Annotated in this window: 13 protein-coding genes; 5 read left to right on the top strand and 8 right to left on the bottom strand. The window is 65.0% G+C overall.

The genetic code is table 11. From position 1 onward, the window contains the following. Positions 1–2: 2 nt before the first annotated feature. On the bottom strand, positions 3–1,022 hold the full coding sequence (locus NCR38_RS14020; RefSeq protein ID WP_061120825.1) for a LacI family DNA-binding transcriptional regulator: 1,020 nt from the start codon (positions 1,020–1,022) through the stop codon (positions 3–5). Positions 1,023–1,227: 205 nt separating this feature from the next. On the opposite strand from NCR38_RS14020, the gene NCR38_RS14015 reads away from it, so the two are divergent. Beyond that, positions 1,228–1,644, top strand: coding sequence for a YciI family protein (locus tag NCR38_RS14015; protein WP_061120824.1), 417 nt, complete (start codon positions 1,228–1,230; stop codon positions 1,642–1,644). Positions 1,645–1,690: 46 nt separating this feature from the next. On the opposite strand, the gene NCR38_RS14010 is transcribed toward NCR38_RS14015, so the two are convergent. The 3 genes from NCR38_RS14010 to NCR38_RS14000 all read right to left on the bottom strand — a co-directional run bounded on the left by NCR38_RS14010 (position 1,691) and on the right by NCR38_RS14000 (position 4,113). Further along, positions 1,691–2,884 carry a thiolase family protein gene (locus NCR38_RS14010; protein ID WP_061120823.1) on the bottom strand — a complete coding sequence of 398 codons (1,194 nt, stop codon included), beginning with the start codon at positions 2,882–2,884 and terminating at the stop codon, positions 1,691–1,693. Positions 2,885–2,897: 13 nt separating this feature from the next. After that, positions 2,898–3,605 (bottom strand): SDR family oxidoreductase, encoded by a 708-nt coding sequence (locus tag NCR38_RS14005; RefSeq protein WP_061120859.1) that lies wholly within the window; start codon positions 3,603–3,605, stop codon positions 2,898–2,900. A gap of 79 nt (positions 3,606–3,684) precedes the next feature. Then, on the bottom strand, positions 3,685–4,113 hold the full coding sequence (locus tag NCR38_RS14000; protein ID WP_061120822.1) for a MarR family winged helix-turn-helix transcriptional regulator: 429 nt from the start codon (positions 4,111–4,113) through the stop codon (positions 3,685–3,687). A gap of 367 nt (positions 4,114–4,480) precedes the next feature. Between NCR38_RS14000 and NCR38_RS13995 the strand changes: the two genes are divergently transcribed. Beyond that, positions 4,481–5,635: a branched-chain amino acid ABC transporter substrate-binding protein gene (locus tag NCR38_RS13995; protein ID WP_061120821.1), complete on the top strand. Its 1,155-nt coding sequence runs from the start codon at positions 4,481–4,483 to the stop codon at positions 5,633–5,635. 7 nt (positions 5,636–5,642) lie between these two features. Here NCR38_RS13995 and NCR38_RS13990 read toward each other — a convergent pair whose 3' ends face one another. Then, on the bottom strand, positions 5,643–6,569 hold the full coding sequence (locus NCR38_RS13990; protein ID WP_061120820.1) for a LysR substrate-binding domain-containing protein: 927 nt from the start codon (positions 6,567–6,569) through the stop codon (positions 5,643–5,645). 138 nt (positions 6,570–6,707) lie between these two features. Between NCR38_RS13990 and NCR38_RS13985 the strand changes: the two genes are divergently transcribed. The 3 genes from NCR38_RS13985 (at position 6,708) to NCR38_RS13975 (ending at position 10,353) form a co-directional block, all read left to right on the top strand. Next, the gene (locus NCR38_RS13985; RefSeq protein WP_061120819.1) at positions 6,708–7,862 is read left to right on the top strand and encodes a methionine aminotransferase; all 1,155 of its coding nucleotides are present in this window, start codon (positions 6,708–6,710) and stop codon (positions 7,860–7,862) included. A gap of 23 nt (positions 7,863–7,885) precedes the next feature. Beyond that, positions 7,886–8,668, top strand: a complete 783-nt coding sequence (locus NCR38_RS13980) for an ABC transporter substrate-binding protein (protein WP_061120858.1) — start codon at positions 7,886–7,888, stop codon at positions 8,666–8,668. A 101-nt stretch (positions 8,669–8,769) separates the two neighbouring features. Further along, complete coding sequence (locus NCR38_RS13975; RefSeq protein ID WP_061120818.1) at positions 8,770–10,353, top strand: DHA2 family efflux MFS transporter permease subunit; 1,584 nt, start codon at positions 8,770–8,772, stop codon at positions 10,351–10,353. 44 nt (positions 10,354–10,397) lie between these two features. Here NCR38_RS13975 and NCR38_RS13970 read toward each other — a convergent pair whose 3' ends face one another. The 3 genes from NCR38_RS13970 to NCR38_RS13960 all read right to left on the bottom strand — a co-directional run bounded on the left by NCR38_RS13970 (position 10,398) and on the right by NCR38_RS13960 (position 16,265). Then, complete coding sequence (locus NCR38_RS13970; protein WP_061120857.1) at positions 10,398–10,835, bottom strand: DUF29 domain-containing protein; 438 nt, start codon at positions 10,833–10,835, stop codon at positions 10,398–10,400. A 93-nt stretch (positions 10,836–10,928) separates the two neighbouring features. Continuing rightward, positions 10,929–14,618, bottom strand: a complete 3,690-nt coding sequence (locus tag NCR38_RS13965; protein WP_250477264.1) for a DUF748 domain-containing protein — start codon at positions 14,616–14,618, stop codon at positions 10,929–10,931. Positions 14,619–14,801: 183 nt separating this feature from the next. Then, positions 14,802–16,265, bottom strand: coding sequence for a DUF1254 domain-containing protein (locus NCR38_RS13960; protein ID WP_061120816.1), 1,464 nt, complete (start codon positions 16,263–16,265; stop codon positions 14,802–14,804). Positions 16,266–16,641 lie beyond the last annotated feature (376 nt).

Here is a 16,641-nt window from a genome sequence, read left to right as displayed (position 1 = left end):
CGTCACGCGCTCCTTCTTTGAATCAGCCGATGCGGCAGCAGCACGCCCGGCACTTCGGCGCGCGGATCGCGCAGGCGCTTGAGCAAGAGTTCAGCGGCGGTTTCGCCGAGCAGTTGCATCGGTTGCGACACGGTCGTCAGGGGCGGATAGACATGCGCGGCGACGGCGATATCGTCGAAGCCCACGACCGCGACATCGTCCGGCACCGCGAGCCCCACGCCGCGAAAGCCGTTCATCACGCCGATGGCGAGCGTATCGGAGACGGCGAAGGCGGCGGTCGGCCTTGCATCGCCGAGTGAAGCCAGTTGCACGGCCGCGCGTTCGCCGGCGTCGTAGTCGAGACTGTCGAGCTCGATCAGCCACTCCGCACGCGGCTCGATGCCCGCGTCCTTCAGCGCGTCGCGATAACCCGCGAGGCGTTGACGCCCGTACAGATAGCCCTGTCCCGAGTTGATGAGCGCGATGCGCCGATGACCCTTGGCCGTCAGATAGCGCACGACGTCGCCTGCCGCGAGATGATTGTCGATGCCGACATACGGCACGCCCGCCGCCGGATCGAACTCGCAGCACGCGACCCACGGCAGCGCCGACGCTTCTTCGGCGAGCGCCTTTTGCACGGCGGCAGGATCGAGGCAGATCGCGCCATCGGCGCGGCGTCCGCGCAGAAGATCGAAATAGCTGCGCTCGCGTAGCGGGTCCGCACCGGTGTCGCACAGCAGCATGAAGTAGCCGTTCTGGCGCGCGACGCTGTCGATGCCGCGCACGATCGCCGCATAGAACGGGTTGCCGAAGTCGGGGACCATCGTGAGCAGCAGGCGGCTTTCCGCCGTGCGCAGATTGCGCGCGAGCTCGTTGATGCGATAGCCGCTCAGCGCGACCGCTTCGCGGACTTTTTCTCGCGTCGCCTCGCGAACGTTCGTGTGGCCGTTAAGCACGCGCGAAACGGTGGCCACCGACACGCCCGCGCGCTCGGCGACGTCGGCAATCGATACTTCCTCACGTGGACGAACCGTATCTGACATTGCGGCGTCGCTCGCGGCGATCGAGATGTAATGGATTACATTATTTGATCGTACGAGCGCAATGGCAACAGCAATCGACTAGGGACAAACGCTTAAGACAGAAATCCACGGGCATGTGTCGATCCCTTGCAGGGTTGCGCGTCGTAAGGTGTGAGCGGGCCGATCACGCTCGACACCAATACACTCTTTTGAAGGAGCAATCCACATGCGATTCATGATGCTGATGATCCCGCGCGGCTACGAAAGCGCGGAGCCGGGCGCGATGCCGAGTGCGGAAGCCGTCGCCGCCATGATGAAGTACAACGAGGAATTGCAGAAGGCCGGCGTGCTGCTCGCGCTCGACGGACTGCATCCGCCGTCGATGGGCGCGCGCGTCACGTTCGAAGGCGGCAAGCCGCGCGTCACCGACGGACCGTTCGCCGAGGCGAAAGAAGTGCTCGGCGGCTACTGGATGATCCAGGTGAAGTCGCGCGAGGAAGCGATCGAATGGGCCAAGCGTTGTCCCGGATCGGAGAACGAGATGATCGAAGTGCGGCAGGTACAGGAGATGGAGGATTTCCCGCCGGACGTGAAGGCAGCCGCGGCGGGGTTCGACGAGATGCAGAAAGCGGTCAGGAAATGAGCGAGAGCCGGCCCCGATCGTGCCGGCCCCGCTCACGTCACGACGCTCAGATCAGGCGCTCCAGCGCGAGCGCAATGCCCTGCCCGCCGCCGATGCACAACGTGACGATCGCGCGCTTCACGCCGTCACGGCGCATTGCGTGCGCGAGACGCGTCGTGAGCACCGCGCCGGTCGCGCCGATCGGATGCCCGTGCGCAATCGCGCCGCCCTCCACGTTGACGATATCGTCCGGCACGCCGAGCGTCCTCGCCACGGCGATCGGCACCGCCGCGAAGGCTTCGTTGATCTCGAAGCGCTCCACATCGGCGAGGTTCCATCCCGCGCGCTGCAACGCCTGCTGCACCGCAGGCACCGGCCCGAGCCCGAACATGCCCGGTTCGACCGCCGCCACGCCGAACGCCGCGAGCCGCACGAACGGTTCGATACCGCGCGCATCGGCTTCCTTGCGGCTCGTCACGATCATCGCCGACGCGCCGCTGTTCAGCCCCGGCGCATTGCCCGCCGTGATCGTGCCGTCGGGACGAAACGCCGGGCGCAGTCTGGCGAGCGTCGCGAGACTCGTGTCGGGGCGCGGCTGCTCGTCGCGCGCGAACGTGACGGTTTCCCGGCCCGCCTTCACATCGACGCCGACGATTTCCGCATCGAACGCGCCGTCCTGCTGCGCGGCCGCGAACAACTGTTGCGAACGCTCGGCCCAGCGGTCCTGCGCTTCACGCGTGATATCCAGCTTCGTCACGAGGTCTTCGGTGTGCCAGCCCGAATGCTCGCCGGAAAACGCATCGACGAGGCCGTCGCGCAGCATGCTGTCGTAGATCTGCGCGTTACCCATGCGATAGCCGCGGCGCCCGCCGTCGAGCAGATACGGCGCGCGATCCATGTTCTCCATGCCGCCCGCGACCGCGAGCCTGGCGATGCCCGCCGCGATCTCGGTCGCGGCTGTCGCAATGGCTTGCGCGCCCGAGCCGCACACGCGATTGACGCTCAGCGCGGGCACGGAGACGGGCACGCCGCCGCCGACCGACGCCTGCCGCGCCGGATTCATGCGGTTGCCCGCCTGGATCACGTTGCCGAACACGACCGAGTCGATCGACGCGGGATCGAGCGCGCTGCCCGCCCGCCGCAGCGTTTCCGCGATCGCCGCCGCGCCGAGATCGACGGCGGGCGTGTCCTTGAGCGCGCCGTTGAACGCGCCGATCGCCGTGCGCACCGGATGAGACAAAACGATGTCTTGCGCAAACATGGCGGTGCCTCGCTTAGCGTGGGATGCCGGTGAGATAGATCGGCGTGTCGGTGGAGAGCGAACGCTTGACGTCGCGCCCGGTGTCATCGACGAGCACTTCTTCCTGGTTCTTTTCCAGCGCGGCGAGCACTTCGTTCACCACATGCGCCGGCGTCGACTTCGGCGCGGTGACCTGCGCCGTCATGTCGGTGTCGATGTAGCCGGGATGCGCCGCCACGACGAGCGTGCCCTGCTCGCGCAATTCCTCGCGCAATGCGTTGGTGGCCGCCCACGCCGCCGCCTTCGAAATGTGATACGCGCCGCCCGCCGGCAACGAAACCCAGCTCAGCACCGACAGAATGTTGACGACCGCGCCGCCGCCGTTCCTCTTCAGAACGGGCGCGAACGCCTGCGTGAGCGCGATCGGGCCGAACGTGTTGATCTCGAGCAGATCGCGGATGCCTTGCGTCGATGCCGGATCGACGAGCAGGCCGCGCGTCGTCGCGCCCGCGTTGTTGACGATCACCTGCACGTCGCTATAAGTCGCGGCCGCTTCGGCGATGTCGGCCGCGTTGGTCACGTCGAGGCGGATCGCTTCGACGCCGGGAATATCGACGCTCTTCGGATCGCGAGCGGCGGCGTAGACCTTCGCCGCGCCCGCTTCGAGCAGCGACTTTGCGAATTGCTTGCCGAGGCCGCGATTGGCGCCGGTGACGAGAACGACTTTTCCTTTGATCTGCATGATGTGCTCCATCAAACTGTGCATATGCACTAATACGATACGAAAAAGGCCCGCGCCCGGCGAGCCTGGTCGATGCCGCTCACTCCATCGTCGTCAGTTCGAACAGCGATTGACGCAATGCCTTCGCGCGCTTTTCGCCGAACTTCGCTTCGAATTCCGCCTGCGCGACACGCCATTGCGCCGATGCCTTGACGAGCGTGTCCTTGCCGGATGCCGTCAGCCGCAGACCGACCGCGCGCGAGCTGGCGGATTCCTGCGCCGCTTCGACGAGGCCGTCGCGCTGCAAGGGCTTGAGCGCGCGCACGAGCGTGGTGCGGTCCATCACCATCGACTCGGCGAGCTCGGCCATCTGCACGCCGGGCCTGCGCCCGATCGCCGCGAGAATCGTGAACTGCGCCGCCGTGATGCCGACCACGTTCAGGTGCCGCTCGTACATCTGCGACACATAACGCGCCGCCTGGCGGATAGCGAAACAGTTGCAGTCGAGAGGAGAAGAGTGGGAAGTCATGTCGAGCAGGATATGAGTGCATATGCACTTTGTCAAGCAAGGGAATATCGATCGTTGCGATAGGCGCCGCCCGGCGATGGTCGGGAATCGTCGTTCGCCGCGCGGTGCCGAAACGCGCCGAGCCGCCCCCGGCTTGCGATCGCGGCACATCGGGCCTGTGCCGAAATCCGCATCGGACGCGCGACTTAACACCAAGACGCGGCGAAATTGGCTTTCTACATTGCGCATGTCCGCTGCCTGTGCCGGGCCGCGCGCGAAGCGGCTGCTTTCATCGCCGGATTGCCGGCCGTCGAGGGCAAGTCCGTCTTGCCGGCACTGGACCGGTCGTGTTCCATTCGATTGCCAAATCAAAAGGGAGAGGAAAACCATGCGCATCCGTACCAAACCTTTGGCATGGCTCGTGGCATGCGCCGCGGCCACCTTCGCCGCCGCGCCCTTCGCCGCGAGCGCCGACGAACTGCCGGTGAAAGTGGGTTTTGCCGCGCCGCTGACCGGCGCGAACGCGGGTTACGGGAAAGACCTCCAGAACGGCGTGCAGCTCGCGCTCGACGAAGCCAACGCGAAGAAGATCATGATCGGCGGCAAGACGGCGAAGTTCGAGATCCGCGCGGAAGACGACCAGGCCGACCCGCGCGTCGGCGTTCAGGCGGCGCAGAAGCTCGTCGATGATGGCGTGGTAGTCGTCGTCGGGCACTTCAATTCGGGCACGACGCTGCCCGCCTCGCCGATCTACAACAGCGCCGGCATCCCGACGATCGACCCCGCCGCGACCAATCCGACCATCACGACACGCGGCCTGGAGAACATGTTCACCGTGATTTCGAGCGACGCGCAAAACGCGGGCAACGCCGGCGCGTATGCAGTGACGACGACGAAGGCGAAGCGCATTGCGATCATCGACGATCGCACGGCCTTCGGTCAGGGCGAAGCCGACGAGTTCGAGAAGGCAGTGAAGGCGAAAGGCGGCACGATCGTCACGCGCGAGTACAGCGACAATCAGACCGTCGATTTCAGCGCGCAGCTCACGCGCATCAAGGCCGCCAACGCCGATCTGATCTTCTTCGGCGGCCTCGACCGCCAGGCGGCGGCAGTCGTCAAGCGGATGAAGCAGCTCGGCATGAACGCGCAGTTCGTCGGCGGCGGCGGCGTGATGGACGCCGATTTCCTCAAGCTCGCGGGCGATGCCGCCGAGGGCGCGCAGGCGTGGGAATACGGCAGCCCGCTCGACAAGCTGCCCGAAGGCAAGGCGTTCAGCGACAAGTTCCAGAAGCGCTTCGGCGTCGCGATTCTCTCGTATGCGCCGTTTGGCTACGACGCCGCATGGGCCGCGATCAACGCGATGCAGAAGGCCAATTCCATCGATCCGAACGTGTACCGGCCCGTGCTGAAAACGAACACGTTCCAGGGCATCACCGGGCCGATCGCGTTCGACAGCAACGGCGCGCTGAAGAACGCATCGTCGACGCTGTATCAGGTGAAGAACGGACAGTGGGCGTCGGTCGTCACCAAGCACGGCATGTAACGATGCTTCAGGCCGGCGCCGCGTGCGTCCGCGCCTGAAGTCCCGCGCGCGTTTTCGCCGCCTCGTCGCCCAGCCATTGCGCGAATTGCTGCAATGCGGGCGACGGCGCGGGCCGCTCCGGATACGCGAGGTAATACGCCGCGCCGCTCGTCACGCACAGCGGGAACGGCGCGATCACGCGCTTCGCGCGCAAATCTTCCTCGATCAGCGAGACATCGCCGATCGTCACGCCCAGACCCTGCATCGCCGACGACATCGCCAGATCGAGCGTGTCGAAATGCTGCGCTTTCGTCGACGGCAGGCCCGCATAGCCGTAGGCGCCGAGCCACAGAAGCCAGTCGCGGCGGTCTCGCGTGGGATGCAGAAGCGTCTTGCCGGCGAGATCGTCGGGCGCGGGCGCGGCGTGCTTTTTCGGCTTCCACAATTCGGGCGCGCAGACGGGCGTCAGCACTTCATCGAAAAGATGATGCGACACCACGCCTCTGAGCGACGGCGCGGCGCCGAACACGATCGCCGCATCGAACGCCTCCGCGCCGAACTCGACGCCGTGCGACACCGACGCCGTCACCTCCACCACCAGCTCCGGGCGCTCATTCTGCAAGCGGATGACGCGCGGGAGCACCCAGCGCATCGCGCAGGTCGGGCACTTCACGCGCAGAATGCCGGATTGCGCGCCGCCTTTCGCGAGCGCATCGTCGATATGCGCGAACGCCTGTTGCAAGGGCGCGACGAGCAGCGCGCCGTGCTGCGTCAACGCGAGCCCGCGCGCCTGCCGCGTGAAAAGCGCGTAGCCGAGATGCGCCTCGAGTCCCGCAATCTGGCGGCTGACCGCGCCTTGTGTCACGTTCAGCACCTCGGCGGCGCGCGTGAAATTCAGCTTCTGCGCGACCACGAGAAAGGTCTTGAGCAGGTCGAGGGAGGGGAGCTGTTTCATCGGAGCTATCGGGTTTTTGACATGTAGCCATGAATTGCAAGCATGGCTAGTATGACAAAGTTTCGATTGTCCGCGCTTTATTGCTGCGGTTGAATCGACGGCAGTCATCGCCGAACCGCAATACCGGAGACACTCGCCGTGCAAAGCGCCTGCATTCCCGAATCGAAGCTGCCGAAAGTCGGCACGACCATTTTCTCTGTCATCGGCCAGTTGGCCGAGGAGCATCACGCGCTCAACCTGTCGCAGGGCGCGCCGAACTTCGCGTGCGATCCGAAGCTGATCGAAGGCGTCGAGCGAGCCATGCGGGCAGGACATAACCAGTATTCGCCGATGTCCGGCGTCTTCGCGCTGCGCGAGGCAATCGCCGTGAAGACGCAGAAGCTGTATGGCGCGCAGTACGATCCGGACACGGAAATCACGGTGGTCGCGAGCGCGAGCGAAGGCCTGTACGCGACGATCAGCGCGCTCGTGCATCCCGGCGACGAGGTCATCTATTTCGAGCCGTCCTTCGACAGCTATGCGCCGATCGTGCAGTTGCAGGGCGCCACGCCCGTCGCAATCAAGCTTTCGCCCGAGACTTTCCACATCGACTGGGACGAAGTCGCCGCCGCGATCACGCCGCGCACGCGCATGATCCTCGTCAACACGCCGCACAATCCGACCGGCAGCGCGTTCACATCCGCCGACATCGAACGGCTCACCGCCCTCACGCGCGACACGAAGATCGTCGTGCTGTCGGATGAAGTCTACGAGCACGTCGTCTTCGATGGCGCGCCGCATCACGGCATGGCCCGCTATCCCGAGCTGGCGCAACGCAGCGTGATCGTGTCGTCGTTCGGCAAGTCGTATCACGTCACGGGCTGGCGCGTCGGCTACTGTCTCGCGCCGGCGCCGTTGACGGCCGAGATCCGCAAGATCCACCAGTTCATGACCTTCTCCGCCGATACGCCGATGCAAATGGCTTTCGCCGAAGCACTCGCGGACGAAGCGAGCTATCTGAATCTCGGGCCGTTCTATCAGCACAAGCGCGACCTGCTCGCCGAATCGCTGAGGCAATCGCGCTTCGAACTGTTGCCGAGCGCGGGCAGTTTCTTCATGCTGGCGCGGTATGACGCGATCTCGAACGAGTCCGACAGCGACTTCGTGCTGCGCCTGATCCGGGAAGCGCGCGTCGCGACGATTCCGCTGTCCGCGTTCTACACCGACGGCACCGACAACCACCTGATCCGTCTTTCGTTCGCGAAAGACGACGACACGCTCGTCGAAGGCGCGCGCCGCCTTTGTTCGATCTGACGATTTCCCTGGAGACCAACACGATGAAACTCAAACACATCGCCAGCGCCCTGTTCGTCGCATGCACGTTCGCGAGCGGTGCGGCGCTTGCCGCCGATACGCTGCGCTTCGGACTGGAGGCGCAATACCCGCCGTTCGAATCCAAATCGTCGACGGGCGAACTGCAAGGGCTCGACATCGACGTCGGCAACGCGGTCTGCGCCGCCGCGAAGATGCAGTGCAAGTGGGTCGAGACGTCGTTCGACGGCCTGATTCCCGCGCTGCAGGGCCGCAAGTTCGACGCGATCAACTCCGCGATGAACGCGACCGACCAACGCCGCCAGGCGATCGACTTCACGACGGTCGTGTATCGCGTGCCGACGCAACTGATCGCGAAGAAAGGCAGCGGTCTGGAGCCGACGTCGGCATCGTTGAAGGGCAAGAGCGTGGGCGTGCTGCAAGGCTCCATTCAGGAGACGTTCGCGAAGGCGCACTGGGAGAACGAAGGCGTGAAGGTCGTGCCGTATCAGGATCAGAACCAGGTATATGCGGATCTGAAGTCCGGCCGTCTCGACGCGACGCTCGTGCTCGCGCCCGCCGGACAGACCGGGTTCCTGTCGAAGCCGGACGGCGAAGGCTTCGCGTTCGTCGGTGCGCCGGTGCGCGACGACAAGATTCTCGGCAGCGGCATCGCTTACGGCGTGCGCAAGGGCGACGATGCGCTGAAGGCGAAACTCAACGCGGCGATCGAGAAGGTTCGGGCGGACGGGACCATCGACAAGTACGCGAAGAAGTATCTCGGCAATATCGATATTTCAGCGAAGTGACACGGCGGCGGCTTCAGCAGCTTTTTTTGAGCGCAGGCACACTGGCGGCTTGACCTTCTCGGCCGCGGCGCGACCATCGCGGCCCCGAGCATTGGAGCCGCATGAGCACGCCGACGACGCCCCGTTCCGCCGCCGCATCGCCACCTGCGCCGCCTGCGCCGCTCGCAGGCGGCCAGCTCGTCCTCGCCACCTTCGCGGTGGCGCTCGCGACCTTCATGAACGTGCTGGATTCGTCGATCGCCAATGTCGCGATTCCGACGATCTCCGGCAATCTCGGCGTGTCCGTCAACGAGGGCACGTGGGTCATCACCGTGTTCGCGGCATCGAACGCCGTCTCCATTCCGCTGACCGGCTGGCTCACACAGCGGCTCGGGCAAGTGCACCTTTTCGTCGGCGCAATCCTGATGTTCGTGCTGTCGTCGTGGCTGTGCGGCCTCGCGCCGAATCTGCCGGTGCTGCTGTTCGCGCGCGTGTTGCAGGGCGCGGTCGCCGGGCCGCTGATTCCGCTGTCGCAGGCGATCCTGCTCGGCTCGTATCCGAAAGAGAAATCGTCGATGGCGCTTTCGCTCTGGGCGATGACCGCGACCGTCGGGCCGATCGCCGGTCCCGCGCTCGGCGGCTGGATCACCGACAGCTATTCGTGGTCGTGGATCTTCTACATCAACATTCCGGTGGGCATCTTCGCGGCGGGCGTCACGTGGCTCATCTACCGCGATCGCGAATCGCCGACGCGCAAAGCGCCGATCGACGTCATCGGTCTGCTGCTGCTCGTTTCGTGGGTGGCGTCGCTGCAGATCATGCTCGACAAGGGCCGCGACCTCGACTGGTTCTCGTCGCCGCTGATCGTGGTGCTCGCGATCGTCGCGGCCATCGCGTTTGCGTTCTTCGTCGTGTGGGAGTTGACCGACCCGAATCCGGTCGTCGATCTGCGTCTTTTCGCGGGGCGCAACTTCTTCGGCGGGACGGTGGCGATTTCGGTCGCGTACGGCGTGTTCTTCGGCAATCTCGTGCTGCTGCCGCAATGGATGCAGCAGTATCTGAACTATCGATCCGTCGATGCGGGGCTCGTCACCGCGCCGCTCGGCATCTTCGCCGTGATCCTCGCGCCGGTGATGGGCAAGGTCTTGCCGCGCAGCGACGCGCGCATCATCGCGACGATGGCGTTCATCGGTTTCGCGTTCGTGTTCTGGCTGCGCTCGAAGTACGTGATCGAGATCGACACGTGGCATCTCGTGCTGCCGACGCTCCTGCAAGGCATCCCCATGGCGATGTTCTTCGTGCCGCTCACAGCGATCGTGCTCTCGGGATTGCCGCCGTCGAAGATTCCGGCGGCGGCGGGGCTGTCGAATTTCGCGCGGGTGTTTTGCGGCGCGGTGGGCACCTCGCTCGCGGGCAACGCGTGGGATAACCGCATCGCGCTGCATCACGAGCGGCTCACCGAGCAGGCGAATGTCTACAACCCGGCGTTTCTGCAGTCGCTCGGGCTATCGCAATCGACACTCGATGTCAGCGAAGCGCAAGCACGCGGGATGTTCAATTTCACCGTCAACACGCAAGCCGCGATGATGGGGCTCAACGATATCTTTCTGATCTCGGCGGTGATCTTCATTTTGATCATTCCGCTAATCTGGATTACGAAGGTGGCGAAGGGAGGCGGGGGCGGGGCGGCTTCGGGGGCGCATTGAAGGTAGCGCGAGCCTCGCGCGGCTCGCGTGGCTCGCGTGGCGTGTTACTCGGGCAAAAACCCCTGCTCCAGTACCGAGGACATCGTCCACGGACAGCTTTCCGGGAAATCTGCGAAACCGATACGCGCTTCATTCGCCGCCTGTTCGCGCGCATCGCCCCACATATCGGCGATCCGGTCCTCTTCGGTGAGCATCGGCTTCAGACTCGGCGTTTTCCTGAGCCGTCGCTCGATTGCGGCGCGCTGAGTCAGGATGGTGTTCGTCCAGCTATTGGTTCGCCGCTCCGGCTGAAACTGCCACTTCAGCAAATGCGCCAGCAAGATCGCCATCCTGCTCGCGAATTCCCTTTGTTCACTCTTACCGACGTCCTCGATTTCCTCAGCGATATGCTCGATATCGATGGACGCAAGCTTCCCTGCACGCAGCAGCGCGGCCTGTTCATAGGCCCACGCCACCACGTCCTTTTCATAAGGTGTTCCCATCGGCAGATTCCCGTTTTCCTTCGGATTTTCGGTATCGCCCATGCTAGTTTGCATTCCCTTGTTCATGCAGATCGTCCAGACGGCTAACGCGACTCACTTCAAACCGAGTTCCACGCGCGAACCCGCCCCCTTGTCCTTGATATCGTCCGCGGACATCTTCGGCGCGACGACAAAAATCCGCTTGCTGTCGATCTTCCCGTCGAAGTACTCCTGCACCGCCTGCGCGCGACGCTGCGCCAGATCGCGCAGCGACCCGTCATCCACCGGCGCATTCTTCGTCAAGGCCGCTTTCATGTCCGCATCGGACACCGTCTTCGTCATGCCGATGAAGTTGGTCGGCTTCTTGAACTCCGCCGACTTGTACACCTTCGCCAGATACTTGTCGTAGTCGGCATCCGATATCTTGATCGCGTTCCAGTCCACGGTCTCGCCGTTGTCGGACATGTCGCGCACCTTCGCGCGCTTGACCTGGCCGTCGAGCCACGCGGCCCGCAACGCCGGCTCGTCCGTATTCGGATCGACACGGCCCGTCACGTCCATTCGCACCGACGGCTTGTCCACCAGCGCCTTGGCAATCGTATCCAGCTTCTTCTGCGCGGCATCGTTCAACGCGGCCGAACCCGCATCGAATTCGATGTAGTTGAGATCCTCGCCGCTGCCGCCGCCGAACGCGTGCGCGAGCAGCGTGAACGGCGCGGTCACCGCCTTCTGCACGAGATTCACGATCGCCTGCCACACGAGCCCGCCGATCGAAAACTCCGGATTGTCGAGCGACCCGGAAATCGGAATGTTGACGTCGATCTCGCCGCGCGAATTCTTCAAGAGCGACACCGCGAGCCTCACCGGCAGCTTCGTCGCCGTCGGATTGTCGATGTGATCGCCGAACGTCAGCTGATCGATGAAGAGATGATTGTTCGCCGTGAGCTTGTTGTCGGCCAGCATGTAGTGCAGATCGACGTTGAGCTTGCCCTTCGTGATCGGATAGCCCGCGTACTTGGACGAATACGGCGTGAGGTTCGTCAGCTCGACGCCGTGCGCGCTCGCCGTCAGATCGAGCGCCGGCTTCTCGATCAGCGGGTTGATTTGCCCCTTGATCGATACCGGCCCGTTCGCCGCCAGCTTCGCCGATACATCGACGGGCGCGGGCGTCGTCGAACGCGTGCCGAATGCGCCGATCGTGCCGTTGATCGCAACGAGATTCGCCGTGTAGTTCGGCTTGATGAAGTTGTCGGTATAGGTCACGCGGCCGTCCTGCAGCACCAGCTGGCCGAAGTGCATGTTGACCGGCGGCCCGGAATCCGACGCGGTTTTCACCGGCACAGTCGCGGGCGCGCTCGCCGCCGCCGGCGCAGACGCGCCTTCCTCCTTCGCTCCGCCGCGCGTCACCGATTGCGGCCCGCCCTCACCCGCCACCACGCTCTTCAGGTTCAGCCTGCCCTGCGCGTCGAGCAGCACGCGGCCGTAGAACTTCGCGAAGGTCACGCGCGCCGCGTCGATATCGGTGCCGCGCTCGCTGTAGTTCACCTTCGCGTTGGTCAGGCCGAGCAGCTTCCAGCCCGCGAAGCGGTCGGACGTCGCCTTGTCGAGCATGCGCACATCCGACAACGAAACATCGCCCTTATACGACGCCGCGAGCGTCTTGCCGCTGCCCGACATCGCGACATCGCCGTTCGCGTTCAGATAGGCGCTCGTCACTTCGATGTTCAGCCTGTCGCCGAAATACGGCTCGAACGCGGAGGCATCGACCTGATCGCCCTTCACGTGCAGCGCGAGCTTGAGCGGCGTGACCGTGACATTGCCGCCGATCGCGAGCGCGCCACGGCCGTTCAACGTGAGCTTGCCATCGACGGCGAGCGGTTTGGTCAGATCGTCGCTGAACTGCTTCACGTTCACCGCGAGCGGCGCGACGCGCAGCTTGACCGGCCGCGCCGTGGATTCGTCGGTGATATTCGCCGATGCATCGGCGAGCGTGATCTCGCCGATCTGATAGCGCCACGCCGGGCCGGCCGCCTGCGCCTTCTGGATCTTGCGCGTCGCGGTCTGCTCGGGCGCGGCCTCGTGCGGCCCCGCGAGCGCGGCGAGATCGATGCTGCCGTCCTTGCGGCGCGTCGCGTCGAGCGCGAGACCGCTCAGTTGGACGCTGTCGAGCGATGCGTTGCGCGCGGATACATCGACCTTGCCGATCTTCGCCACCGCCGACGCCAGCTTGATCGGCGCGCCGCCGCCCGCATTGGGCACGAGCGCGAGCGCATCGAGTTTCACATTGCCCGCGCCGACCTGCACGCCGCCATCCGGCTTGCTCCAGTCGACCGACACCGGCAGGTTCGCGCCGAGCGTGCCGCTCGTCACCCGCGCGGCCATCAGGTTCGCGAGATACGGCTGCAGCGGCGGCAGCGCCAACGCGTTCAGCGCCAGCTTCACGTCCGCCGTCTTCGCGGCGAGCGTCACGTTGCCCGAGGCATCGAGCGCGCCGCCCTTGTCGAATGCGGTCTTGAGCGTGTATTTCGCGGGGGTCTTCGCGAGCGTCGAGAAACCGTCGAGCGTGACGGCGAGGCCGGTGAGCGCACCCTGCGCGCGTGTCTTGAGCAACTGGTCATCGAGGGCGATCCTGCCGCCGTCGATCGCGAGATGACGGATCGTCAGATCGAGCGGAGGCGCGGCCTTTTGCGCTTCCTTCGCGTCTTTCGCCGGCGCGGGACCGGCCAGTTTCTGCACATTCAACTGTCCCGCCGGATCGCGCGCGAGATGCACATCGGGGTTCGACAGCGTCACTTCGTCGAAGTGATAGATGTCGCGCAGCGGCTCTGCGTTCGCGATCTTCACGTGCAGCGCGCGGGCCGCGACGAGCGGCGCGTTCGCCTTGTCGATGACGGCGAGATCGGCGAGATCGGCGGTGCCTGCAATGCGGATCGTCGGCGTGTCGCCCGAGATCGCGAAGTTCACGTTGAGATCCGTCGACAGCTTGCCGCTCTTCACTGCGACCGGCACCGAGGCCGGCGCGTATGACGCCATCTGCGGCACGTCGAGGCCATCGAGCGTGAGCGCGATCTCGGATTCGCGCGACTGCGCGAACGGCTTGGTGCGCCCTTTCACGACGAGCGGCGAGCCGTCGATACGCGCCTGCAACAGCGGCGTCACGAAAATGTCCGTGGCCGACGGCAGCGTCGCGATGAACGGGATGCCGAGCGCGAAGCGGTCTATCACGTGCTTCGCCTTCAGCAGCCTGTCATCGAATGTGATCTGGCCATTTTCGAGCCGGATGTTCGACACCGAGAAGCGCGCGGGCTTGTCCGAGGGCGTCGGCGAGGGCTTCGAGAACTTCGCGATCAGATCGGAGAAGTTGAAATGCTCGCCGTCGAAGCGCACGACGTTGATGCGCGGCGAATCGATTTTCAGTTCATTGACGACCGGCGCGAGCCTGAACACCGACGACCACGAGGTGCGCACGACGAGCCGCGACACATCGACGAAATCGGCCGGGGCGCCCGGCGTCTTCGCGAGATTCGCGGGCGATTCGCCGATATGCACGCCATCGGCTTCGAAATCGAGCGTGTAGGGATTGAGCGAGATGCGCCTGATGCTGACCGGGCGATCGAGCTGCTGCGCGAGCTGCTGCTCGGCGATATGCCGGATGACCGGCGGCGCGACGAAAAACCCGAGCGCGCCGATGACGAGTAACGCAATCAGCAAGCCGATGAAGATGCGCCGCGTGCGCCGCGCATGAACGACTCCGCGCAGGGTTTGACCGGCGGAGGCAAGAGAAGACCTGGTGATGCTTGACATTCGATGCGCGGCGACAGGCCGCCCGTATGAGCGCCGCCCGAGCTTCGCCGTCCCGGAAAGATGATGTTCGAGTATACGACGAGGCGGCTCGCAAACGTTGCCCAAACCGCGTATCAAAAACATGAAGGCCGCGAAAAAATCGCGGCCTTCATGTTTCAGTCTGATTGCTTTCGCGAGTCTGACTCACTGCCGGTGAACGGGCGGCGGCGCCCATGTGCCGTCGCTCGCTTGCGCCTTGGGCGCATAGAGACGCATCGCGAGCTGGAATTCGCCTTCGGGCGCGGGCAGCCAGTTCGCGTCGCGCGCGCGTCCCGGCGACTTCGCCGACACGATCACGTCGACGGAACCATCGCGATTCTTCTTGAGCCGGTCGCGGTCGGAGAGCGACAGGCGCGGCAGCGTCTCGTTCGCGAGCGCGCCGTCCTTCGTATACGCGGTGATCGTCCAGAAGCCGCGCACCGGCGGCAACTGATCGGGCGCGAAGTGCAGCGTGTACGCTTTCGTGCCGTCGAGCGCGTGGCCTTCGCTGTCCACGCGCGTCACCGGCTTCACTTCGCCTTCCTTCGTGCTCGTCGCAGTCTGGCGGCGTGCGAGATAGGCGCGCAGCGTGTAGTCCGTGCCGTAGATGCCCACGCCATCGCCGAACCAGGTCCAGCCGTTCTTCGTGATCGCGTTCGGCGGCACCGTCGCGAGCCGCTCGCGCGCATCGGCGAGGCCGGAATCGAGGAGCGGCGCATCGGTCTTCCTGAACTGCACCGGCTCGCCGGGCTTCACGCCGAGTTCGGCGAGCTGGCTCATCGCGTGGGCATCGTCGGTGGCGGCGGGATTGTCGTCGAGCGAGCGGGCAAGGCGCGCGAAGAACGCGTTCGCGTCGAGCGCTTCGGCCTGCGCGCCGGGTGCTACCGTTGCCAGTGCGGAGGGCAGCGGCGGCACCGCGGGCTGGCGCGCGCCGTTCGCGGGCCACGCGCCGGCCACCGCCGGCGTCGGATCGGCGGCCGAGCCCTTCGCGGGCGTCAGCGTGTCGATGCGCATCGACGTCTGCAGCTTGCGCGCCTCGCGCACATCGCGCGGGCCGTTCACGCGCACGCGCACCGAAAGCCACACGTAACGCGTGCGCGTCTCGACGCGCGTCGCAACGGCGGGCAGCGTGCCGGTCCAGCCCGCGGGCACGAACGCGATCAGTTGCATCTTGGGATACGGCGTCGTGTCGGCGCTGGAATAGAGCGCGTTGGTCCACGCGTCGAACGCGCGGGCGTCGAGATAGCGGCCGTGCGGCGCGGCGGGCAACGAGACGATCACCGGATCGGCAAAGACATCGAGCCAGGCGGTCGATTCGAGCGTATCGACGCTCGGCCAGCCCGCCGCGCCTGCGGGCGGCAGCGCGATCGCGTGACGGAACGTGTTGAGCGGCGTCTGCCCGGGCTGCCCGGTGCGGCCGCTGGCACGCTCGCGGGCGATGTCTGAGGCGACGAGCGGAAATCCGAACGTATAGGCGTCGGCGACCTGATTTTTCACCCAGCCCGTGCTGGTCGGCTTCACCTCGGGCTGCTTTGTCGCACAGCCCGCCAGGAGCGCCATGCCGGCGAGACTCACGCTCATCCAGGTTGCGGTGTTGAGCGGAAACGTCCAGCGTCGGTTGTTCTTCATTCGAATGTAAATCCGGTTCTTCTTTCGATTTGGGTCTTCGCGCGATCCGGTTCGGGATCGATTCACGGCACGCTCGCAAGCGGCTCGATGCCGCCCCGAATCCCCGCGCGGCGCGCCACGAGCATTATCTCGAAATTCGGGTTTTAACTTAACCGCTGACGATAGGCAAGATGAAGCGTATAAAAGCGCTCCGGCAGGTCGAAGAATGCACCAGATGCCGGTCAAAAGCACTGAATGTCGCGCGTTTCGTCCTTCGAATACGATGATTTTCGATGTATTGCACGATCGCACGACGCCGTCCATTGCGTCCTTGACCTTCCAATCATTGGAAGGTCGATACTCGTGTCGTGAGGGATCTGCGCGATCCCAGCCAGAC

The organism is Caballeronia sp. INML1, from assembly GCF_023631085.1.
GTDB lineage: Bacteria > Pseudomonadota > Gammaproteobacteria > Burkholderiales > Burkholderiaceae > Caballeronia > Caballeronia turbans.
This window is presented reverse-complemented; position numbering and strand designations above follow the sequence as displayed.